This window comes from Micromonospora sp. NPDC047187, from assembly GCF_040643355.1.
Taxonomy (GTDB): Bacteria; Actinomycetota; Actinomycetes; order Mycobacteriales; family Micromonosporaceae; genus Micromonospora; species Micromonospora salmantinae.
Map to the genome: position 1 here is coordinate 130841 of NZ_JBEYUF010000014.1, position 21755 is coordinate 152595.

The window sequence follows — 21755 nt, forward strand, 5'->3', positions numbered from 1 at the left end:
CTGTAGATTCGTAAGTGCTTACTGCTTCTCTCCTACCCGCCGGAGGTTCCCATGCCCATCTATGCCGTCACCGGCGCCACCGGCCGGCTGGGCCGCCTGGTGATCGAGCAGTTGCTCGACAGCGGCGTGCCCGCCGCCGAGATCGCCGCCATCGTCCGCAGCCCGGAGAAGGCCGCCGACCTGGCCGCGCGCGGGATCGAGATCCGCAAGGCCAACTACGACGACCCGTCGACGCTGCCCGGTGCCGTGGCCGGCGTACGCCGCCTGCTGCTCATCTCCGGCGACACTCCTGGTCAGCGCGTCGCGCAGCACACAGCTGTCATCGACGCCGCCAAGCTCGCCGGGGTGGAGCGTCTCGTCTACACCAGCATCCTGAAGGCCGACACCACGGCGAACCCGCTCGCCCCTGAGCACAAGGCCACCGAGGAGGTCCTCGCCGCGTCCGGTCTGACCTACACCGTGCTGCGCAACAGCTGGTACACCGAGAACTACACCGACCAGCTCCCGCAGTACCTGGGGTCCGGCACGATCCTCGGCGCCACCGGCGGCAGCAAGATCTCCGCCGCGACCCGCGCCGACTACGCGGGGGCTGCCGTGGCCGCGCTGACCCGGGAGGAGGACGGCAACACCGTCTACGAACTGGGCGGCACCGCCTTCACCTTCGACGAGCTGGCCGAGGCCGTCACCGAGGCGACCGGCACCAATGTCGTCCACCAGGACATGTCCGCCGCCGAGCTGGCCTCGGCCCTGGAGAACGTCGGCCTGGACGCGGGCACCGCCGGTTTCGTCGCCGCGCTCGACCACTCGATCGCCAATGGCGAGCTGGCAACCGACAGCGACGACCTCAGCCGGCTGCTCGGCCGGCCGAGCACCCCGCTGCGCGACGCCATCCGGGCCGCGCGGGCCTGAACCCGATCCATCGCCGAAGCGGGCGGCGGGGGCGTCCGGTCGCCGTCGCCCGCCACGCGGTGAAGCCGCGCACGTATCCTCGACGGCATGGTGAGGCAGCCCTCCCGGCCCGTCGGGCCGCCACGGCAGGTCGTGCGGTCCGAACTGGACACTGCGGCCTCGGCCCGGTGAGCGCCGAGGACTTCGTCGTCCGCGCCGCCGTGGCACAGGACGACCCCGAACTGGTCTTCGACGTGCTGTGGCAACTCGCTCCCGACGACGCACGGCCGGACACCGCCCGGCTCGCCACCGCCTGGCGCGACCTGCACGCCCAAGCCGGCCGCCGCCTCCTGCTGGCCGTCGCCGGGGACACCTTCGTGGGCACCCTGGACACCCTCGTCGCCCCCAACCTCACCCACGGCGCGCGACCGTACATGGTGGTGGAGAACGTGGTGGTCGCGCCCGGCTGGCGCCGTCGTGGGGTCGCCCGGGCCCTCATGCTGGCGGCGCTCGACGAGGCGACGGCGGCCGGCTGCTACAAGATCCAACTGGTGTCGAACGCCGCGCGCACCGACGCCCACCGGTTCTACGCGTCCATCGGGTTCGCGCAGTCCGCTCTCGGTTACCGCCGATACCTCGCCGCCGCGACGTGACACCGGCTGCGGGCGCTCCCGCGTGCCGGCCGACTACTCCGCCTCGTTCTGCTCTTCGGTGAGCTCGGCCAGGACGTCGGCCGCGTCCCGGTTCCCGCCGTCGGCGAGCCGGCGCAGTTCACCGACGTCCGCCCTCTCCGCGGCCACCTCGACAAGTTGGTCGGCGGCGTCCCCGTCGCCCCGGTCGGCGAGACGCCGCAGCTCGTTCGTGTCGCCGAGTTCGGTGGCGAGTTCGACAAGTTGGGCCGCCGCGTCGGCGTTGCCGTCCTCGGCCAGCTGACGCAACTCGACCAGGTCACCCCGCTCCCCCGCGAGCTCGACGAGTTCGTCGACCGCGTCCCGGTCACCGTCCTTGGCCCGTTGGCGCAGTTCAGCAAGATCAGAGTCGGACATCGCGCACCTCTCCGCAGTTGGCGCGGGGTCGCCTGGTCCCGCTCACCATCGAGAACCTAGTCGAGGTGCGGGGAGAAACGGCAGAAACCACAGGTCCGCCGAGGCGGTCAGGGTGATGGCGGCCACGACGATGCCGCCCCGGCTGTGCGCCGGAGCGGGGCCGCGGCTGCCACGTTCGGGCCTGCTCCAGATCGGCTGCCGGTCGGGGCCGCTCGCGGCTGCGTCACTCACTGATCCACTGTGAATCGCAAACGGCGTTCCGATTTGTGTCGTCGCCGCACGGATCGCGCCGACGCGCAGCGAACGGAGTCACGCTGCACGAACGGCACTGTCGCGCAGCGTCATTGATCTTGGCTAGGCTGGTGGGCATGCCCGCACACCATCCGCACCGCCACGACGACGGCCGGAGGTGGGCCCCGGCCCCGGCGCGCCTCATCGAGCCGGCCGACTGGTGAGTGACGCACCCGTGCCCGCCCAGCGGGGTGCTCCGTCCACACCGCCACCGCACCGCTCGGGTTGGACAGACCGTTGCGACCGGCTCGCCCGGTCACGGCCCTTCGAGATCGCCATCGTCGTGGTCATCCTCGCCAACGGCATCGTTCTCGGCCTGGAGACGTACGACGATCTGAGCCCGGCGGGCACCGCGCTGCACGGGCTGGAGCTGTTCTTCCGGGCCGTCTTCGTCGTCGAGATCGCCGTCCGGCTGGCCGCCTACGGCAGACGCCCGCAGGACTTCTTCCGGCACGGCTGGAACGTCTTCGACTTCGTGGTGATCGCGGCGATCTTCATCCCGGGCCTGCACGGCGACCCGGCGCTGCTGCGGGTCGTCCGGGTCGCCCGCATGGTCCGGCTGGTGCGGTTCTCACCAGGTCTGCGGACCATCGTCTCCGCGCTGTGGCGCAGCCTGCCAGGAGTCACCGGATTCCTCGCCCTGGCCGTGGTGACGCTCTACGTGTACGGCATGGCCGGCTGGCTGATCTTCGGCAACAGGTATCCGGAGGAGTACGGCGACATCGGCCGATCGCTGCTGACGCTGTTCGTGCTGCTGTCGCTGGAGACGCTGCCGGACCTCATCGAGCAGGGCATGGCGATCTCACCATGGACGCTGCTCTACTACGTCAGCTACGTGGTCATCACCGTCAACCTGCTGCTCAACATCCTCATCGCGGTCATCGTGAACTCCATGGAGGAGGCGCGCCGGTTGGAGATGACCGAGCGACTGGCTCCCGGGTACGACGAGGACGGCGACGGCGTGCCGGACGAGGTGGACCGGATCGCGCTCACCCAACGGCTGGACGATTTGCGGGCGGTCATCACCGAGTTGGAGCGCGAGCTGCGCATCGACCGGGACGACGGGCACGGGCGACCCCACCGGGACAACGCCCGCGTCAGACGGTGATCCGACGCTCGCGCTGCGTCTACGGGTTCCGATAGTGCCGACGGCGGTCCCATCGGCCTGCCTGAAGGGGTACCGGCATGACGACCAGTGTCGGCAATGCCCAGACCGCCACCGATCCCACGGACACGCTCGGCACGGTGATCGACGACGTGATCCGCCCGCAGGCGCCGATCGTCGCCCCGGGATGGGGCCTTCCCTCATCCGGGTGTGGACGCTCTCGCCGCAGCGGGTCTGCTCGGCCTGGCCTCCTCGACCGAGGTCGGCGGCGCCGGCCACGGCATGCGGGTGGTCGCCGAGGTGATCGAGCGGCTGGCCGCCGAGTGCGGGTCCACAGCGATGGTGGTGCTCATGCACTACGCGGCGACCGCCGTCATCGAGGCGCAGGGCCCGCACGACGTCCGCGCCGCCATCGCCACCGGCGATCACCTCACCACTTGGCGTTCTCCGAGTACGGCTCGCGCAGCCACTTCTGGTCGCCGACCGGCACCGCGACGGCCGCCGACGACGACACCGTCCGCCTCGACGCCCGTAAGAGCTGGGTCACCTCGGCCGGCGAGGCCAACAGCTACGTCTGGTCGAGCCTTCCGCTGACCCGCGATCACCGCCGCCACGACGCGCTTGTCGACACCGCGGGGCTCAACGCGGATGTCTTCGACGCGCTGATGGTGCTCGCGGCGGGTGGTTGGCATCCGGAGGACGTGGCCGCCGGCTTCGACCGGGTGCAGGCTCTGCAACACGCGATGGATCAGGGCCGTCAGCGCCGGCTCGTCCGCCTGAGGTTCCGGCCCGACGAGGCGGCGGCGCTTTCCGCCCTGCACACCCGCAACTTCATCTAGGCGAGCAGTACTGTGGAACGGTCATGGAGAGGGATTCCGGCGCGGTCCGCGGGGAGTTGCTGCGGCTGCGCGAGCAGACCGAGGCCCAGGCCACCGCCCTGGACGGCGACCTGCGGAGCCTCTTCGAGGCGTCCCGGTCGTCCAACGCCGATGACGAGCACGACCCCGAGGGCAGCACGATCGCCTTCGAACGCGCGCAGCTCACCGCCGTCCTGGACGCCACCCGCCGACGCCTGGCCGAGCTGGACGTCGCGCTGCGACGGGTCGACGACGGCAGCTACGGCGTGTGCGAGCGGTGCGCCCGTCCGATTCCCGCCGAGCGGCTCGTCGCCCGCCCGTCCGCGCGTACGTGTGTCGACTGCGCCAGCCGACGGTGACGGCGCCTGCCGGCCGCGAGGGCGGCAGGCACCGCGTATCCGTTGATCAGCTGGCGCAACAACCTCCTGCGGGCGCGGCGTCGACGGCGATGAGGCTGATCGGCGCGGACCGCAGCCCCTCCGGAGATGCCGCGCTCCGCCGGCTCCGCCCCCGCCGCACCGTCAACCCCGCCGCCGTCCAGGCCATGCGCGAGGTCGGCATCGACATCACCGACCAAACCCCCCAACCTCCTGGAGTACGCCACCGCCGAGTCGTCCGACGTCATAGTGACCATGGGCTACGGCGACACCTGCCCGGTCTTCCCCGGCAAACGCTACGAGGACTGGAAGCCCGACGACCCGCACCCCTCAGCGGTCTCCGGCGTAGCTGGCGCGCTCGCCGAGCTCCTCCTCGATGCGGATGAGCTGGTTGTACTTGGCCGTGCGGTCGGAGCGCGACAGCGAGCCGGTCTTGATCTGACCGCAGCCGACGGCCACGGCCAGGTCGGCGATCGTGGTGTCCTCGGTCTCCCCGGATCGGTGCGACATCACCACCCGGTACCCCGCCTTGTGCGCGGCGTCGACCGTCGCCAGGGTCTCGGTGAGGGTGCCGATCTGGTTGACCTTGACCAGGATCGCGTTGGCGTAGCCGCCGTCGATCCCGTCGCGCAGCCGTTCGACGTCGGTGCAGAAGACGTCGTCGCCGACCAGCTGCACGCGCTCCCCCGCCACCGCGGTCAGCCGCTTCCAGCCGGCGATGTCGTCCTCGGCCATCGGGTCCTCGATCGAGCTGATCGGGTAGCGGGAGACCAGGTCGAGCAGGTAGTCGATGTGCTCCTCGACGGTGCGCTGGCGTCCCTCGCCCACGTAGTCGTAGACACCCGCGCGGAAGAACTCCGAGCTGGCCGGGTCGAGGCAGATCCGCACGTCGACGCCGGGCTGGTAACCGGTGTCCTCGATGGCGCGCAGCACGAACCGCAGCGCCTCGCCGGCGTCCGTGACGTTCGGCGCGAAGCCGCCCTCGTCGCCGACATTGGTGTTGTGCCCGGCCGCGGCCAGTGACGCCTTGAGGGTGTGGAAGACCTCCGCGCCCATCCGGACCGCCTCGGCGAACGTCTGCGCTCCGACCGGGGCGATCATGAACTCCTGGAAGTCGAGCGGATTGTCGGCGTGCGCGCCACCGTTGATGATGTTCATCATCGGCACCGGCAGCAGGCGGGCGCCGACGCCACCAACGTAGCGGTACAGCGGCTGCCGGTGGGCCGACGCCGCCGCCTTCGCGGTCGCCAGGGACACCGCCAGGATCGCGTTGGCGCCCAGTCGACCCTTGTCCTTGGAACCGTCGAGAGCGATCATCGTCTCGTCGATCAGGGCCTGGTCCTCCGCGTCGAGCCCGAGCACCGCGTCGGCGATCTCGCCGTTGACGGCGGCGACGGCCCCGCTGACGCCCTTGCCGTGAAAACGCGTCCGGTCCCCGTCGCGCAGCTCGACCGCCTCGTTCGCCCCCGTCGACGCGCCGGACGGCACGGCCGCCCGACCGGTCGACCCGTCGGCGAGGACCACGTCGGCCTCCACTGTCGGGTTGCCCCTGCTGTCGAGGATCTGCCGAGCCCACACCCGACTGATTGCCGTCATCACACACTCCCTGTTCAAGCTGCCTTTTCCCAGCCAGACTGGCAGGAAACGGCGGGCCTGACACCGCGACGATGGACACGTTGACCCGTACCCCGGGGTGCGGGTTTAGGGTCGCGGGATGCGGGTGGGTGAGTTGGCACGCCGGACCGGAACCACGGTCCGGGCACTGCGGTACTACGAGTCGGCCGGGCTGGTCGTACCCCGGAGGCTGAGCAACGGCTACCGCGAGTACGACCCGGTCGCGGTGCGGCTGGTGGCGCAGATCCGCGAGCTGATGGCGCTCGGCCTCACCGTCGAGGAGACCCGCCCATTCGTCGAGTCGATCGCCGATGGTTCCGACGACACCGACGTGTGCGCGGCGGCGGTGGCCACGTACCGCAGCACCATCACCAACCTCCAGGAACGGATCGGCAAGTTGACCGCCCAGCGGGACGCGCTGGACGCGCGCCTGGACGCCGCCGCGACCCAGGTCGTACCCGGCAGTCCCGCCGAAGGCGCCGACCCCGCCGCGCTGGTCGGCGTCACATTGCCACCGCTGTCCTTCTACGGCACCGACGGCCGCCCGGTCGATCTCGGCGCGCTCGGCGCTGGGCGCAGCGTCATCTTCGTCTACCCACTGACCGGACGACCGGGCGTCGACCTGCCCAACGGGCTGCTGGAGATCCACGGCGCCCGTGGCAGCAGCGAGCAGGCCGCCTGGTTCCGCGACCACCACGCGGAGCTTCGCGCGGCCGGCGCCGCCCGGGTGTACGGCTTGTCCGCGCAGTCGACCGGGTACCAGCGTGAACTCGCGCACCGACTGCGGCTGCCCTACCCGCTGATCCCCGACCCGAGACTGACCCTGGCCGACGCGCTGCGGCTGCCGACCCTCACCGCGGGCGACATGACGCTCTACGAACGACTGACCCTGATCGTCGCCGACGGCGAGATCGAACACGTCTTCCACCCGATCCCGGACCCGGCGTCGCACCCCCTGCACGTGATGCGGTGGCTCACCAAGCGACGCCAGGGCCCCGGATCTGTTGCCGCCTAGAAGTCGTCGTCGAACTCGCCGCACTGCTCGGCGTCCATCGTTACTTCTGCAACATGATCGATGCGGCGTCCGCCACAACACCCAACGACCAATCGAGCTGACGGCATTCGCTCGGACTCGCGCACTCGAGGCAGCCGCCTGAACGCCACGGCTGGTCAAGTGCCCGAGTCCAGTGAGCATCAAGCGTCCGCATCGCGGCGAACAGTTCGTCTGCCCGACTTACCGGTTCATCGATCGGCACGGCGGCACCCTCCCGCGTTCACGACGTTGGCCCCACCTGGGGGCAGCGACCATCTGCCGCGCTCCCCCAGGTGGGTGTGCGGCCGAGAACCCAGGAGTTTGCCGAAACCAGGGAACGCGACCTAGCTGCAACCTATTCCGACTTGTAGGAGTAGGTCAAGATGCTTCGTGGAACTTGTTGGAACAGGTCCCCTCGTGATCAGATTGGGCTGCCGAAACCAGGGAACCTTACGGAGATCGACCCATGCCGACCGAGCGAGTGGACTACCGGCGAATCGCCAACGAGATCGCGGGAAAAATCAAGTCGGGTGAGCTTGCTCCGGGCGAGAAGCTGCCGTCCACCCGCGAGCTGGCCGAACAGTACGGCGTGCACATCTCCACGATCAACCGGGTCATGACGATCCTCAAAGACCGGGAGTTGGTAGAGGGCCATCCAGGCAAAGGTGTCTACGTCGCAGAGGCCCAGAACTGAGCGCGCCGCTTCCTTGATCACGCGCCGCTTCCTTGATCAATTGATGAGAAGCAGTTCAGCACCGTCGGGTTTAGACGGAGTGGCTGTTAGCCAACACCGCACCGCCTCGTCGATCTCGGAGTTGTGGTGGGTGACAAAGTGCCTGCACAACACCAATCAGGCACCACAACTCCATGATCGACGTGACTGGAACGCCCCTTCCCCGCGATCTTGCACTTCCTGTCGCGACATAAAGAGCATTGCGCGCATATCGGCAACCGAAACTGCAAGATCGGCGCGGACGGGGCGTTCCTCAGGGGCAACGCGTGGGTTGAGGTTGCCGCCTAGAAGTCGTCGTCGAAGGCGACAGTGCCGGTCACCCCGACCTGGTACGCCGACACCCGCCGCTCGAAGAAGTTGGACAGCTCCTGCACGTCCTGCAACTCCATGAAGCCGAACGGGTTGCTCGACCCGTAGTGCGGCGCGATGCCGAGCTGGGCGAGGCGGCGGTCGGCGACGTGCTGGAGGTACTCCCGCATGTCGGCCAACGTCAGACCGGGCACACCGTGGCCCACCAGGTCCTCGGCGAACTGCACCTCACACTCGACGGCCTCGGTGAGCATCCGGCGAACCTGGTCGGCGAGGTCGTCGTCGAACAGGTCCGGCTCCTCGGCGCGAACGGTGTCGACGACGTCGAACGCGAACGCCATGTGCATGGACTCGTCGCGGAACACCCAGTTGGTGCCCGAGGCGAGGCCGTGCAGCAGGCCGCGGGAGCGCAGGAAGTAGACGTAGGCGAACGCGCCGTAGAAGAACAACCCCTCGATGCAGGCGGCGAAGCAGATCAGGTTGAGCAGGAACGTGCGCCGGTCCTCGCGGGACCGCAGCTCGCGCAGGTCGTTCAGCGAGTCGATCCACCGGAAGCAGAACTCGGCCTTACGACGGATCGAGGGGATGTTCTCGATGGCCGCGAATGCCTCGAAGCGCTCCGTCTCGTCGGGCACGTACGTGTCGAGCAGGTTGAGATAGAACTGGACGTGCACGGCCTCCTCGAACAGCTGGCGAGACAGGTAGAGACGACCCTCCGGGCTGTTGACGTGCTGGTAGAGGTTGAGCACCAGGTTGTTGGCGACGATCGTGTCACCGGTGGCGAAGAACGCCACCAGGCGGCTGACCAGGTGCCGTTCGGCCGGCGACAGCTTGTCCAGGTCGGCGAGGTCGGCGTGCAGGTCGACCTCCTCGACCGTCCAGGTGTTGCGGATCGCGTCGCGGAACCGGTCGAAGAAGTGCGGGTAGCGCATCGGGCGGAGAGTCAGGTCCATCCCGGGGTCGAGCAGCATGTGCGTGGTCCTCGTGTCGGTGGTGCTGGCGTCGGTGGTGGCGGCGTCGGCGGTCACTGGCAGGCCTCGCACGACTCGGGGTTCTCCAGCGAGCAGGCCAGCGCCTCCGCGTCGACGACGACGGGTGCGACAGCGCTGACGGTGGCCTGCTGGATCCGCGTCGCAGGGCGCGATCGCAGGTAGTAGGTGGTCTTCAGCCCGGCCTTCCAGGCGTACAGGTACATCGAGGAGAGCTTGCCGATGGTCGGCGCGGCCAGGAACAGGTTCAGCGACTGGGACTGGTCGATGAACGGGGCGCGGGCGGCGGCCAGGTCGATCAGCGCCCGCTGCGGCAGCTCCCACGCGGTGCGGAACAGCTCCCGTACGCCGGCCGGCAGCTCGGCGATGTCCTGCACCGAGCCCTCCGCCCGCTTGATCGCCGAACGGATCCGCTCGGTCCACAGACCACGGGCCTTCAGCTCGCGTACCAGGGCGGTGTTGACCTGGAGGAACTCCCCCGACAGGGTCTCGCGCTTGAACAGGTTGGACACCTGCGGCTCGATGCACTCGTAGCACCCGGCGATCGAGGCGATGGTGGCGGTCGGCGCGACCGCCACGAGCAGCGAGTTGCGCAGCCCGTACGCCTCGACCCGCTCGCGCAGCGCGTCCCACCGCGCGGTCTGCGTACCCTCGACACCCCACAGGTCGGGTTGGAGCTGGCCCCGCGCGGCCCGGGTCTGCGGGTACGCCGGATGCGCGCCGAAGTCGCGCGCCAGGTCGGCGGAGGTCTCCAACGCGGTCAGGTACAGCTCCTCGCTGATCCGGGTGGACAGCTCCCGCGCGGCCGGCGAGTCGAACGGCAGCCGCAGCGCGAAGAAGACGTCCTGTAGGCCCATCAGCCCGAGTCCGACCGGCCGCCAGCGGGGGTTGCTCGCCGCCGCCTGCGCCGTCGGGTAGTAGTTGATGTCGATGACCCGGTCGAGGAAGGTCACCGCGGTCCGCACCGTGACGCGCAGCCGCTCCCAGTCGATCCCGCCGTCGGTGAGGTGGGCGGCGAGGTTCACCGAGCCGAGGTTGCACACGGCGGTCTCGGCGTCGCTGGACACCTCGACGATCTCGGTGCAGAGGTTGGACAGGTGCACCACGTTGCCCGGCTCGGCGGTCTGGTTGCACAGTCGGTTGGCGGCGTCCTTGAAGGTCATCCAGCCGTTGCCGGTCTGGGCGAGGGTCCGCATCATCTTCCCGTACAGCTCCCGTGCCGGGACCTGCCGCACGTGGCGACCCTGCGCCTCGGCCTCCCGGTACGCGGCGTCGAACCGCTCCCCCCACAGGTCGGGCAGCTCGGGCACCTCGTGCGGGTCGAACAGCGACCACAGCGCGTCGGCCTCGACCCGGCGCATGAACTCGTCCGGGATCCAGTTGGCCAGGTTGAGGTTGTGGGTGCGCCGGGCGTCCTCGCCGGTGTTGTCCCGCAGTTGCAGGAACTCCTCGATGTCCGGGTGCCACGGCTCCAGGTAGACGCAGGCCGCGCCCTTGCGTCGGCCACCCTGGTTCACCGCGGCGACGCTCGCGTCCAGGGTGCGCAGCCATGGCACGATCCCGTTGGACTGCCCGTTCGTGCCCCGGATCAGCGCTCCCCGGGAGCGGACCCGGGAGTACGCGATGCCGATGCCACCGGCGAACTTCGACAGGTTGGCGACCTGGGCGTACCGCTGGTAGATCGAGTCCAGCTCGTCGAGCGGGGAGTCGACCAGGTAGCAGGAGGACATCTGGGTGTGCCGGGTCCCGGAGTTAAACAAGGTCGGTGAGCTGGGCAGGTAGGCCAGGCTGGACATCAGCCGGTAGAAGCCGACCGCCTCGTCCGCCGTCCGGGACAGGCCGCAGGACACCCGCAGCAGCCAGTACTGCGGGGTCTCCAAGACCAGTCGGCTGGTGGGGTGGCGCAGCAGGTATCGGTCGTACACGGTGCGCAGGCCGAAGTACTCGAACCGGCGGTCGCCGTCCGGGTCGATGGCGTGGTCGAGCGTCGCGGCGTGTGCGGCGACGAACGCGGCGGTGTCGTCACCGATCAGGCCCTCGGCGTGGCCGACCCGGATCGCCGCGCTGAACGAGGTGACGCCCTGTCGGCGCACCTCCTTGTCGACGTAGCCGGCCAGCAGCCGCGCGGCGAGGCGCGAGTACTGCGGCTCCTCACCGATCATCTCGGCGGCGGTCTGGATGGACAGCCGGTCCAGTTCAGCAGTGGTCGCGCCGTCGTAGAGGCCGCTGATGGTGCGGGTGGCCACCCGCATCGGGTCGACGTCGGTCAGGTCGTCGGCCCACCGCTCGACCGCCCGGACGATCTTGTTCACGTCCACGGGTTCGGTGCCGCCGTCGCGCTTGCGGACCTGCATCGGCGTCCGCCGCACTGTCGCGTCGCCGCTGGCCGGGACTACCTCGGTGACTGTCACCACTCGCTCCTCGGAGTTCGAGACCTGGTGGCCCGGACGCGAGGAGACAGACACCGACGGACGCCACGCCAGCCGGCGTGGGTCAGGTGGCGTCAGCCGTCCCACGCGGCCTCGGACCGCCGCCCACCCGGGTGCGGGTACGCGGCGCGCTGGCAGGTCTTCGGACTCGCGGGCACGACCGGGCTCGCCGGTCTCCTACTGGCCGTCGCTTCCCAGGCCGATTGGTGGCCCAGTGCTGATGACGGCGGTCGTTCCCACTCACCGCTGCGGGACAGTCCCGGATTTCCACCGGGTTCCCTGTTGCCTCGACCACCCCGGATGAGCGGCCGAACCAGCTGCGCTCGACACCATATATAGGGACGCAGCCGTTGTCACACCCCACATGTCGGTCTCGGGCGTGTCGGCGACGACTCGGTGACCACTGTCACCACCCCGGCCGACCACACCACACCGACCGACGCCCGACACCGGAGTCGGGACTCCCCACGCGGTCACGGTGGGCGGTATGGCGGATCGACCCGGCGAGGCAAACATCATATGTCTGAGGGTCTCCAGTGATCCACATCGTTGACGCGCTGGAGAAGCCCTCCGTATACTCCCAGTGATCATCTGATCTTTAGCCTAGCCGGGCGAGGAGCGCATGCCGCAGATCACTGCCGTCACCGTCGAAGACGTCCGCTTCCCCACCTCCCTGACCGCTGACGGGTCAGACGCCATGAACAAGGACGGCGACTACTCGGCGGCCTACGTCGTCCTGCACACCGACGGCGTCGACGGCGCGGGCGCGCCACTCGCGGGGCACGGCCTGACCTTCACCATCGGCCGAGGCAACGACATCGTCGCGGCGGCGGCAGTCCACCAGGCACAGCTTCTGGTGGGCCTGGACGTGGCGACGATGGCAGCGGACATGGGCGCGGTCTACCGCCTCCTCACCTCCGACTCGCAACTGCGCTGGCTCGGTCCGGAGAAGGGTGTCGTCCACCTGTCCCTGGCGGCCGTGCTGAACGCGTCGTGGGACCTGGTCGCCCGGGTCGCCGACAAGCCGCTGTGGCGGCTGCTCGTCGACATGTCCCCCGAGCAACTCGTCGACATCGCGGACCTGCGCTACCTGTCCGACGCGCTGACCCGCGACGAGGCACTGGCCATCCTGCGGGCCAAGGAGGGCACGAAGGCCGCCCGCCTCGCCGAGCTCGACCGGACCGGCTACCCCGCCTACACCACCTCGGCCGGTTGGCTCGGCTACGGCGACGACAAGCTGCGCCGGCTGTGCCAGGAGGCGGTGGACACCGGCTACGGCTACGTCAAGCTCAAGGTGGGCGCCAACCTCGACGACGACATCCGCCGATGCGCCATCGCGCGGGAGATCCTCGGACCGGATCGCAACCTGATGATCGACGCCAACCAGGTGTGGGACGTCGGTCAGGCCATCGACTGGGTCACCGCCCTCGCCCAGTTCACGCCACTGTGGATCGAGGAGCCGACCAGCCCCGACGACATCCTGGGCCACGCGGCCGTCCGCCGCGCCGTCGCTCCGATCGGCGTCGCCACCGGCGAACACTGCCACAACCGGGTGATGTTCAAGCAGCTGTTCCAGGCCGAGGCCATCGACTTCTGCCAGCTGGACACCGGCAGGTTGGCCAGCATCAACGAGATCGTCGCCGTGCTGCTGCTCGCCGCGAAGTTCGACGTCCCGGTGTGCCCGCACGCCGGCGGTGTCGGGCTGTGCGAGATGGTCCAACACGTGTCGGTGCTCGACTACGTCGCGATCTCGGGGGACCTCACCAACCGGGTCACCGAATTCGTCGACCACCTGCACGAACACTTCACCGATCCCTGCATCATCCGGGACACCGGTTCCGGCAGCGGCTACGTCCTGCCCAGCCAGCCCGGCTACTCCACCCGGATGCGTCAGGAGTCGGTAGCGCTCTACCGGTTTCCCGACGGCCACTACTGGGCGGCGACAGACCCGACTACCGTGTCATCTCCGGAGGCGGCGTACGTGATCGCGGGTGGGAAGGCCACCCCCGCCGGCCGTTAGGGGGATCATGTCTCGCACTGACGAAGTGGTCAACGGCATCAAGCGGATGATCCTCGAAGGGCAGTTCAGGCCCGGGGACCGGTTGCCCATCGAGAAGGACCTCGCCGAGCAGCTCGGCGTCTCGCGGGGGTCCCTGCGCGAGGGGATGTCGGCCCTGTCGATCCTCGGCATCGTCAACATCCGCCAGGGCGACGGCACCTACGTCACCAACCTCGACGCGCCACAACTGCTGGCCCCGATGGGTTTCGTGGTGGACTTCCAGGGCCAGGGCGACCCCCGGCACATCCACACCGTTCGCCGTCTGCTGGAGTGCGAGGCCGCCTGCCTGGCGGCGACCAGGATCACCGACGAGGCCCTGGCCCAGGCGGGTGACCTGCTCGACGAGGCGGCCCGGTTGGTCGGCCAGTCGCCGCCGGACCACGAGCGGATCATGGAGATCGACATCGCCTTCCACCGGATCATCGCGGTGCACGCCGAGAATCCGGTGCTCGTCGGCCTGATCGAAGCCTTCGCCGGGCGCACCATCCGTGGCCGGCTCTGGCGGAGTCTGCACGAGGAGGGCGCGGACCTGCGCACCCATGACGAACACGTGGCGATCCTGAAGGCCCTCGTGGCGCGCGACCCGGAGCGGGCGCGCACCCGGATGGCCAACCACCTGATCGGCGTGGAGGAGTCGTTGCAGGGTTTACCCGACGACGCCGACGCGAGCACCGAGACGGCCCGGTCGTGACGGCCCACCCTCACGGCTGCACGTCGAGCAGCCCCTCGTCGTACAACGCCGTCCAGAGCTGATCCGGGACGTCGACACCAGCTCGACGCAGGGTCTCGGTCACCTGGGCCTCGTCCCGCATACCGACCACCGTCGAGACCACGGCCGGGTGACGACGGACGAACGCCAACGCCGCCTGGGGCAGCGTGACGCCGTACATCCGACAGACCCGCGCTATCCGGCGGGCCTGATCGATCACCTCCGCCGGCGCCTGCTGGTAGTCGTAGACGGCGTCGGGCGGTGGCATGTCCCGGGCCAACAGCCCGGAGTTGTAAACACCGGCGACCACCACACCGACGTGGCGGGCCTGCGCGACGGGCAGCAGGTCGGTCAGCGCGCCCTGCTCCAACAGGGTGTACCGGCCGGCGCACATCACCACGTCCACGTCGGTCTCCGCCACGAAGCGGGCCAGCATCGCGGACTGGTTCATCCCCGCCCCGACCGCACCGATCACGCCCTGCTCCCGCAGCTCCACCAACGCCGGGATGGCCTCGCGCGCGGCCTGCTCCCAATGCTCGTCCGGATCATGCAGATACACCACGTCGATCCGGTCCAGGCCGGTGCGCCCAAGGCTCGCCTCCAGCGAACGGCGTACGCCGTCGCGGCTGAAGTCCCAGACCCGGCGATGGTCGGCGGGAACGTCGAACCCCTCCGGATCCCGCCGGTGCGCCGTCTCCGGGGACGGCACGAGCAGCCGGCCGACCTTCGTCGACACCACGTACTCGCCTCGCGGGCGGGAGCGCAGGGCCGCGCCCAGGCGCCGTTCGGACAGGCCCAGCCCGTAGTGCGGTGCCGTGTCGAAGTATCGGATGCCGCCTGCCCACGCGGTGTCCACCGCGGCAGCGAACTGCTCGTCCGACGTCGCCCGGTAGAGATTGCCACCCTGGGAGGCGCCCAGGCCCAGGGGGCTCAGCCGCAGCGGCGGCCCGACACCGCCGCGGGTCGCCGGACGGACGGGATCGCGCGCACCCCGCTGGACGACAGCCGTCACCGCTCGTCCCGATCCACGTTGGTGCTGCCGGTCATCGCCGCGACCAGATCGTCGGTGGTGACCTCGTCGGCGCGGAGTTGGGCAGCGCGCCGACCGAGGCGCAGGACCTCGACCCGGTCGGCGATCTCGAGCACCTGCGGCATGTTGTGGCTCACCAGCACCACCGACATGCCGGCGTCACGGGCACGCCGCACGACGTCGAGCACCCGCCCGGTCTGGACCACCCCCAGGGCCGCGGTGGGCTCGTCGAGGATGACCACGTTTGTCGCCCAGATGATGGCGCGGGCCACCGCCACGCACTGCCGCTGCCCACCGGAGAGCATCGCGATCGGGGTGGTGACCCTGGGGATCCGTACGCCGAGTTCGTCGAGGGCGGCGGCGGCGCCGTGGCGCATGGCGCGCTTGTCCAACAGCCCGAGCCGGCCGAGTGGCCCGGAGCGGAGGATCTCCCGGCCGAGATACAGGTTGGCGGCCACGCTGAGGTCGTCGGCGACGGCGAGGTCCTGGTAGACCGTCTCCACGCCGGCCCGTCGGGCATCGACCGGAGTGGAGAACTGGACCGGACGGCCGCCGACCCGGATCTCGCCCTCGTCGGGTGGGTGCACACCGGACAGGGTCTTGATCAGGGTGCTCTTGCCGGCGCCGTTGTCACCGATCAGCGCGACGACCTCACCTCGGCGGACCGTGAAGTCGGCGCCACGCAACGCCTCCACGTGCCCGAACCGCTTGACGATGCCGCGGGCTTCGAGGACCGGCGGTTCCGCGTCGGTGGGTTGCTGATCGTTGTCCGCGGTGGCCGTGGGGATCGCGTCCATCACTGCACCGGCGGGTTGGCGCAGCTGGGCTCGAGCACCGCCTTGATCTCCGCCGAGTCGATGTTCTCCTTGGTGACGAACGTGACGCCGGTGTCGGCCGATGCCAGCGGGGCCTTGTCCCGAAGGTGCTTGACCATCTTGTCGACGCCGAAGTAGCCCATCTTGAACGGGTTCTGTACGACCAGCGCCGAGATCTGGCCGTTGCGCACCCCGGCGATCTCGTCCGGGGCGGCGTCCCAGCCGATGATGACCACCTTGCCGGACTTGCCGGCGGCCTGGATGGCCTGGGCGGCACCGAGCACGCTCGGCTCGTTGGCCGCGAAGACGCCGGCGAGCTTGGGGTTGGCGGTGAGGATGTTCTCGGTGACCCGTCGGGCCTCGTTGACGTCACTGCGGCTCGGCTGCTGGCCGACCAGCTTCAGGTTGGGGTACTGGGCGAGGCCGGCCTTGAAGCCGTCGACCCGCTCGGTGTTGGTCTGCGATCCGGGCTGGAACTCGACGAGCGCCACCTCGTGGTTGCCGGGGCCGAGTTCGGTGGCGAGCAGCTTCGCCGCCTCCGTCGCCGACGCACGGTTGTCGGTGGCGAAGAGGGGCACGTTCGACGGCTGCGGGCTGGTGCCAGAGTCGATCATGGCGACCGGGATGTTGGCGCTGAGCGCCTTGTCGGTCGCCGGTGCCAACGCGCTGGAGTCGGTCGCCGCGTAGACGATGCCGTCGACCTTCTTGGTGACGAAGTTCTGGATCAGGTTGACCTGGCCCTCGACGTCGGTCTCGGTGGTCACCCCGTCCCACTGGACGGTGACGTCCCCCGCGCGCTGCGCGGCGCACTCGGCACCCGCCTTGACCGTGTTCCAGTAGTCGGCCCCGACCGCCTTGGGTACGACGGCGAGCTTCAACGGGCCGCTCGCGTCCTTGGTCGCGCCGTCGCCGCCGTCACGGACCTCGACCCCGCCGCAGGCGCTGAGCAGGGCGGTCGCCGCGGCCGCGGCCAGGATCGCCTGCGCGCGCAGGAGTCGTCCTCGCGTCCGCCGGCTGGTGGTGGTGTGTGCCATGGTGTGTGTCCTTCCTCGTTCGGACTCTCGGAATGGCATGTCAACCCCGTGATTCCAGCCGCCGGCGGCGGTACTGGTCGAAGTAGACGGCGGCCCAGATGATCACGCCGACGATCACCTGCTGGTAGTGGATGCTGATGTCGAGCAGTACGGCGCCGTTGCGGACCAGGGCGATGAGGAACGCGCCGATGATGGTCCCGACGATCCGGCCCTGCCCGCCGAACAGGCTGGCACCGCCGATGACCGCGGCGGCGATGACGTCGAGTTCCAGCGAGATGCCGTAGTTGGGCTGGCCGGAGTTGACCCGGGACGCGGCGATCATGCCGCCGAGCCCGACCAGTACGCCGGCCAGCACGTACACCCCGGTCAGGTGCCGCCCGACCCGGATGCCGGAGCGGCGGGCGGCCTCCAGATTGGAGCCCATCGCGTAGGTGTACTGACCGAAGCGGGTCTGGGAGAGCAGGAAGGCGACCCCGACGGCGACCAGGACGGTGATCACCACGGCGAACGGAATGCCGAGGATCTGCCCGTTGCCGAGCAGTTGGAAGGACCGGGGAAGGCCGTAGACGCCGACGGCACCGGTGATGATGAAGACGAGGCCGCGGCCCACGGACATCGTCCCCAATGTCGCGATGAACGGCGGGATCCGGGCCACGGTCACCAGCAGCCCGTTCAGCAGCCCGGCCAGCGCGCCGACGCCGATCGCGACCGCCGTGGCCGCCCAGAGCGAGAAGCCGAGGTCGCGCACGACCATCGCGCCCAACACACCGGCGAGCGCGGCGACCGATCCCACGGACAGGTCGATGCCCTTGGTGATGATGACCATCGTCTGGGCCGTGGCGATGATGGCGATCACCGCCGTCTGGGCCCCGATGTTGAAGAGGTTGTCCGCTGTCAGGAAGTAGGGACTCGCGAAGGTCAGGGCAATGAACAGGACGACCAGCGCGGTCGCGGCGGTGAACTCGGAGACGGCGTGGGAGATCCGTTCCCGGAACCAGTCGCTGAGTTCGCCGCGTTGCGTGCCGGCGGTTGCCTCGGCGCTACTCATCGTCGGACCTGACCTCCCCAAGCGCGGCGCCGGCGTCCGACGGGGACCCGCCGACGAGCCGAACGCCTGTGACCGACCGACCCCGCTCGGACGACGGTGCGGCTAGGTGCCCGCACACTCGTCGGAGATAGGTCGGATGTTTGCCGCGATCAGGCGTTACCTTGCCACGCATTCACGTATGTTGCCAAGGTCTTGCGAGCATGTTTTGCCATCGTTACCTGCGCCACCGAAGGCATACGTCTGACCAAATCGACATCGACTGCCGCCGCTAGCATGTTATCGATAACATGCTATGTCCCCAGGCCGAAAGGCGCTGCCGCCTCAGAACGGGGCCAGCCGGTAGACCCGGCCGGCGGTCCGGCGCCAGATCGCGGCCCGCTCGTCGTCGGACAGCGGGTCCAGCAGGTCACCGAGGACGGTGACCCAGCGGGTGTACGACGTGGCGAGCAGGCACACCGGCCAGTCCGAGCCGAACATCAGCCGGTCCGGCCCGAACACGTCGAGGGCGTGCTCCACCGCGGGCCGCAGGTCGGCCGTCGTCCAGGACCCGCCGTCCACCTCGGTCACCAGGCCGGAGAGCTTCGCCGTCGTGTTGGGCTCGGCCGCGAGTGCCCGCAGGTCGCGCTGCCAGTCACCGAGATCGGCGCGCCCGAGCGGGGGCTTGCCGAGGTGGTCCAGGACGAACCGCACCTCGGGCAGGTCGCGGACGAGCCGGGCGGCCGCCGGCAGCTGACGATGGCGCACCAGGAGGTCGAAGGCGAGGCCGGCGGCACCGACCGCGGCGATGCCGTGCCGCACGTCGGGGCGGTCGAGATAGGTCGGGTCGGGTTCGGACTGGACCAGGTGGCGGATGCCGACCAGCCGTTCGCCGCCACGGGCCCTGCGTAGTCGGGCGAGGCGGCGGTCGACATCGGCGGCGGTGAGGTCGACCCAGCCGACGACCCCGCCGACGAGCGGGTCGTCGGCCGCGATGCCGAGCAGTTCGGGCGTCTCCGACCGAACGGCGACGGACTGGACGACAACGGTCTGGGTGACCCCGGCGGCCCGGGTCGCCGGAGCGAGCTCGAGCGGCGTGAAGTCGTCGTCGATCGCGGCCATGGTGTGCGGATCGATCCAGGGCTGTGGGTGCCGCGCCCGGACCCAGAGGTGATGGTGCGCGTCGACGATGCCCGGTCGTCGCGCTACCTCACCGGTCGTCACCGGACCCACCCTGGCGCGTTCTCGTCCACCGCACACCCCGCCCAGCCGCTGATCGAGCCCTCCGGGTCAACCCGGAGCCACAGAGTCGATCTGCCAGGTTGACCATGTTAGCGGTAACAGTCTGTTGTCGAGTCCCGGAACGCGCGCCATGACCGGCCTCCGGCAGTGTCGCCTTTTGGTCTGACGAATCCACTGGCGCCTGCGGCTGGTCCGCCTCGTTGACGTACCGGTATCCGGACGCGTTCGGGGCGCGGGGTCCGGGTTGACCGCCTGAGGCGGCACCGATACCGTCGACCGCACTATCTGCGGCGACGCGAGGGAAGCCGGTGTGAATCCGGCGCGGTCGCGCCACTGTGAGCGGTTCCCCAACCACAACTGGGGGCCGCGAGCCAGGACGCTCGGTCGTCCGCAGCCTTGCGATGGGGACGCGTCATCCCTGGGGAGGTTCGTGTATTCATGTCTAGCTCCGCTTCCAGCCAGCCGGTGGTGCACCCCGCCGGCAGTGCCCGTCTGCTGTGGACGGCTCTGGCGACCGTTGCCGTACTCACGCTGCTGGCGTACCTCGTCGCCTTCGACCAGGGGGCAGTGTCGCGCAGTGGGATGTACCTGCACGAGCTGATGCACGACGGCAGGCACCTGCTGGGTGTCCCGTGCCACTGAACACCACCACCACTCCCCCGTTCGTCGCCGTCCTCGTTCGCGGGCTGCTGGCCGGCCTGCTCGCCGGCCTGCTCGCCGGGGCGTTCGCGTACGTCGCAGGCGAACCGCACGTCGAGGCGGCCATCGCCATCGAGGAGGCGGCGACGCACGCCGAGCCCGCCGCTGGTGCGCACGATCACGAGGACGCCCTGGTCAGCCGGACGGGTCAGCGCGGCGGTCTGTTCCTGGCCACCGGCCTGTTCGGTGCCGCGATGGGTGGCCTCCTGGCCACGGCGTACGTCCTGCTGTCCCGGCGGCGGCGCGGCGACGACGACGGGCGGTCGGGTCTGCTGCTGGCCGGCGCCGCGCTGCTCGGCGCGGTGATCGTGCCGTTCCTCAAGTACCCGGCGAACCCACCGGCGGTCGGCGACCCGGCCACCATCAACCAACGGACCGTCACCTACCTGTTGATGGTGGTGCTCGGGCTGGTGGCCGTGTGGGCCGGCTCGCTGGGCTACCGGTCAGTCGGCGCCCAGGCGCCGACGTGGCTGCGCGCCGCCGCAGCCGTGGGCGGGTTCCTGCTGGTCACGGGTGTGTCGTACGTGGTGATGCCGTCCTTCCAGGAGGTTCCGGCGGACTTCCCGGCGACCCTGCTGTGGAGTTTCCGACTGGCCTCGCTCGGCACCCAGGTCGTGCTCTGGACCGGCATCGGCCTGCTGTTCGCGGCCCTGATGCACCGCGAACGGCGTCGCCGGGCCGGCACCGCACTGCCGAGCACGTGACCGGCACCAGCCTTCAGCTGGTCGCCCACGGTCACACCGCCGCGCTGCGCCGGGCCCGCTTCGGCGGCGCCGACGACGGCCTGGACGAGGGTGGCCTGCGTGCCGCACTCGCCCAGGCCCGCGCGGGTGCGGACCGGCGCGGGCCCCTCGGCGTCGACGCCACCTGCCTGTCCAGCCCCGCGCTGGCCGCCCGACAGACCGCCGACGCCTTCGGCCTGCTGCCGACGATCGAGACCGCGTTGGCCGACTGTGACTACGGGGACTGGGCCGGACGGACGCTTGAGGAGATCGCTGGATCGCAGCCGCAGGCGCTGCACGACTGGTTGTCCGCACCGGGCTCCGCGCCGCACGGCGGTGAGTCCGTCACGGCCGTGCGGGATCGGGTCGGCAGCTGGCTGGACGAGCAGCACCGAGCCGGTGGACGCGTCATAGCGCTCACCCACCCACTGGTGATCCGGGTCGCGGTGGTGCACGCCCTCGGTCTTCCGACGGCGACGTACCGGCAGGTGGACGTGGAGCCCCTGGCCGTCGTTCGGCTCACCAGTCAGGGCACGCGCTGGCAGCTCCGACTGGGCGCGCCGCGAGCAGGTTGAGGTCGCACCGAACAGCGCCAGCCGTGTCGAGCCAGCTTTCGCGTGGACGGCGTACCTGCGCGCCAAACGCGCGGCGTGGGGGGGGGGGGGGGGTTCGCCGCCGCCCCCCCGGGGGGGGTGGGCGGGGGCGGGGGTGGCGCGGGCGGGGGGGGGGGCGGGGGCCCCCGGGGGGCGC

Annotated in this window: 21 protein-coding genes, 2 pseudogenes and 2 riboswitches; of the genes and pseudogenes, 14 read left to right on the plus strand and 9 right to left on the minus strand. The window is 70.1% G+C overall.

What is annotated here, in order from left to right:
- Positions 1–51: 51 nt before the first annotated feature.
- Both ABZ794_RS22180 and ABZ794_RS22185 read left to right on the plus strand, forming a co-directional pair.
- Positions 52–909 (plus strand): SDR family oxidoreductase, encoded by an 858-nt coding sequence (locus tag ABZ794_RS22180; protein WP_357517305.1) that lies wholly within the window; start codon positions 52–54, stop codon positions 907–909.
- 167 nt (positions 910–1076) lie between these two features.
- Entirely contained in the window at positions 1077–1541 is a 465-nt protein-coding gene (locus tag ABZ794_RS22185; protein ID WP_238689435.1) for a GNAT family N-acetyltransferase, read from the plus strand.
- 33 nt (positions 1542–1574) lie between these two features.
- Here the strand turns inward: ABZ794_RS22185 and ABZ794_RS22190 are convergent, their stop codons facing one another.
- The gene (locus ABZ794_RS22190; RefSeq protein WP_357517308.1) at positions 1575–1934 is read right to left on the minus strand and encodes a hypothetical protein; all 360 of its coding nucleotides are present in this window, start codon (positions 1932–1934) and stop codon (positions 1575–1577) included.
- Positions 1935–2385: 451 nt separating this feature from the next.
- Here ABZ794_RS22190 and ABZ794_RS22195 point away from each other — a divergent pair, with 451 nt between their 5' ends.
- The 5 genes and pseudogenes from ABZ794_RS22195 to ABZ794_RS22215 all read left to right on the plus strand — a co-directional run.
- Positions 2386–3333 carry an ion transporter gene (locus tag ABZ794_RS22195; protein WP_210785025.1) on the plus strand — a complete coding sequence of 316 codons (948 nt, stop codon included), beginning with the start codon at positions 2386–2388 and terminating at the stop codon, positions 3331–3333.
- Between the two features lie 207 nt (positions 3334–3540).
- Positions 3541–3678: pseudogene (locus tag ABZ794_RS22200) on the plus strand (acyl-CoA dehydrogenase family protein); the annotation flags it as partial.
- Positions 3679–3767: 89 nt separating this feature from the next.
- Positions 3768–4169, plus strand: coding sequence for a hypothetical protein (locus ABZ794_RS22205; protein ID WP_357517310.1), 402 nt, complete (start codon positions 3768–3770; stop codon positions 4167–4169).
- Positions 4170–4192: 23 nt separating this feature from the next.
- Complete coding sequence (locus ABZ794_RS22210) at positions 4193–4546, plus strand: TraR/DksA C4-type zinc finger protein (protein ID WP_210785023.1); 354 nt, start codon at positions 4193–4195, stop codon at positions 4544–4546.
- A 158-nt stretch (positions 4547–4704) separates the two neighbouring features.
- Positions 4705–4888: pseudogene (locus ABZ794_RS22215) on the plus strand (hypothetical protein); the annotation flags it as partial.
- Positions 4889–4894: 6 nt separating this feature from the next.
- On the opposite strand, the gene eno reads toward ABZ794_RS22215, so the two are convergent.
- Entirely contained in the window at positions 4895–6160 is a 1266-nt protein-coding gene (gene eno / locus ABZ794_RS22220; protein ID WP_357517312.1) for a phosphopyruvate hydratase, read from the minus strand.
- Positions 6161–6278: 118 nt separating this feature from the next.
- On the opposite strand from eno, the gene ABZ794_RS22225 reads away from it, so the two are divergent.
- Positions 6279–7193, plus strand: a complete 915-nt coding sequence (locus tag ABZ794_RS22225; RefSeq protein WP_357517314.1) for a MerR family transcriptional regulator — start codon at positions 6279–6281, stop codon at positions 7191–7193.
- 484 nt (positions 7194–7677) lie between these two features.
- Positions 7678–7905: a winged helix-turn-helix domain-containing protein gene (locus ABZ794_RS22230; protein WP_357517316.1), complete on the plus strand. Its 228-nt coding sequence runs from the start codon at positions 7678–7680 to the stop codon at positions 7903–7905.
- A 323-nt stretch (positions 7906–8228) separates the two neighbouring features.
- Here ABZ794_RS22230 and ABZ794_RS22235 read toward each other — a convergent pair whose 3' ends face one another.
- Together ABZ794_RS22235 and ABZ794_RS22240 are read right to left on the minus strand one after the other, a co-directional pair.
- A complete protein-coding gene (locus tag ABZ794_RS22235) occupies positions 8229–9224 on the minus strand; it encodes a ribonucleotide-diphosphate reductase subunit beta (RefSeq protein ID WP_355493658.1) in 996 nt (331 codons plus the stop codon).
- Positions 9225–9277: 53 nt separating this feature from the next.
- A complete protein-coding gene (locus ABZ794_RS22240; RefSeq protein WP_238689449.1) occupies positions 9278–11596 on the minus strand; it encodes a ribonucleoside-diphosphate reductase subunit alpha in 2319 nt (772 codons plus the stop codon).
- Between the two features lie 190 nt (positions 11597–11786).
- Positions 11787–12004, minus strand: a riboswitch (cobalamin riboswitch).
- Between the two features lie 289 nt (positions 12005–12293).
- On the opposite strand from ABZ794_RS22240, the gene ABZ794_RS22245 reads away from it, so the two are divergent.
- Both ABZ794_RS22245 and ABZ794_RS22250 read left to right on the plus strand, forming a co-directional pair.
- A complete protein-coding gene (locus ABZ794_RS22245) occupies positions 12294–13691 on the plus strand; it encodes an enolase C-terminal domain-like protein (protein WP_357517318.1) in 1398 nt (465 codons plus the stop codon).
- Positions 13692–13698: 7 nt separating this feature from the next.
- Entirely contained in the window at positions 13699–14421 is a 723-nt protein-coding gene (locus ABZ794_RS22250; RefSeq protein ID WP_210785019.1) for a FadR/GntR family transcriptional regulator, read from the plus strand.
- Positions 14422–14431: 10 nt separating this feature from the next.
- Here the strand turns inward: ABZ794_RS22250 and ABZ794_RS22255 are convergent, their stop codons facing one another.
- From ABZ794_RS22255 to ABZ794_RS22275, 5 genes are all read right to left on the minus strand, one after another.
- A complete protein-coding gene (locus tag ABZ794_RS22255) occupies positions 14432–15451 on the minus strand; it encodes an aldo/keto reductase (RefSeq protein WP_357517321.1) in 1020 nt (339 codons plus the stop codon).
- On the minus strand, positions 15448–16266 hold the full coding sequence (locus ABZ794_RS22260) for an ATP-binding cassette domain-containing protein (protein ID WP_357517323.1): 819 nt from the start codon (positions 16264–16266) through the stop codon (positions 15448–15450). Before ABZ794_RS22260 ends, ABZ794_RS22255 begins: the two co-directional genes overlap by 4 nt.
- Positions 16266–17318: an ABC transporter substrate-binding protein gene (locus tag ABZ794_RS22265; protein WP_091406812.1), complete on the minus strand. Its 1053-nt coding sequence runs from the start codon at positions 17316–17318 to the stop codon at positions 16266–16268. The genes ABZ794_RS22260 and ABZ794_RS22265 overlap by 1 nt, the downstream gene beginning before the upstream one ends.
- A gap of 40 nt (positions 17319–17358) precedes the next feature.
- Positions 17359–18366: an ABC transporter permease gene (locus tag ABZ794_RS22270; RefSeq protein ID WP_091406814.1), complete on the minus strand. Its 1008-nt coding sequence runs from the start codon at positions 18364–18366 to the stop codon at positions 17359–17361.
- Positions 18367–18687: 321 nt separating this feature from the next.
- On the minus strand, positions 18688–19566 hold the full coding sequence (locus ABZ794_RS22275) for an amidohydrolase family protein (RefSeq protein ID WP_357517325.1): 879 nt from the start codon (positions 19564–19566) through the stop codon (positions 18688–18690).
- 318 nt (positions 19567–19884) lie between these two features.
- Positions 19885–19964, plus strand: a riboswitch (cobalamin riboswitch).
- A gap of 58 nt (positions 19965–20022) precedes the next feature.
- Here ABZ794_RS22275 and ABZ794_RS22280 point away from each other — a divergent pair.
- Genes ABZ794_RS22280 through ABZ794_RS22290 form a run of 3 tightly spaced genes read left to right on the plus strand, consistent with a single transcriptional unit; the run spans position 20023 to position 21580 of the window.
- Entirely contained in the window at positions 20023–20226 is a 204-nt protein-coding gene (locus ABZ794_RS22280; protein ID WP_124822026.1) for a CbtB domain-containing protein, read from the plus strand.
- The gene (locus ABZ794_RS22285) at positions 20217–20987 is read left to right on the plus strand and encodes a CbtA family protein (protein ID WP_357517327.1); all 771 of its coding nucleotides are present in this window, start codon (positions 20217–20219) and stop codon (positions 20985–20987) included. The genes ABZ794_RS22280 and ABZ794_RS22285 overlap by 10 nt, the downstream gene beginning before the upstream one ends.
- Positions 20984–21580 (plus strand): histidine phosphatase family protein, encoded by a 597-nt coding sequence (locus tag ABZ794_RS22290; RefSeq protein WP_357517329.1) that lies wholly within the window; start codon positions 20984–20986, stop codon positions 21578–21580. Before ABZ794_RS22285 ends, ABZ794_RS22290 begins: the two co-directional genes overlap by 4 nt.
- The last annotated feature ends 175 nt before the right edge of the window (positions 21581–21755 follow it).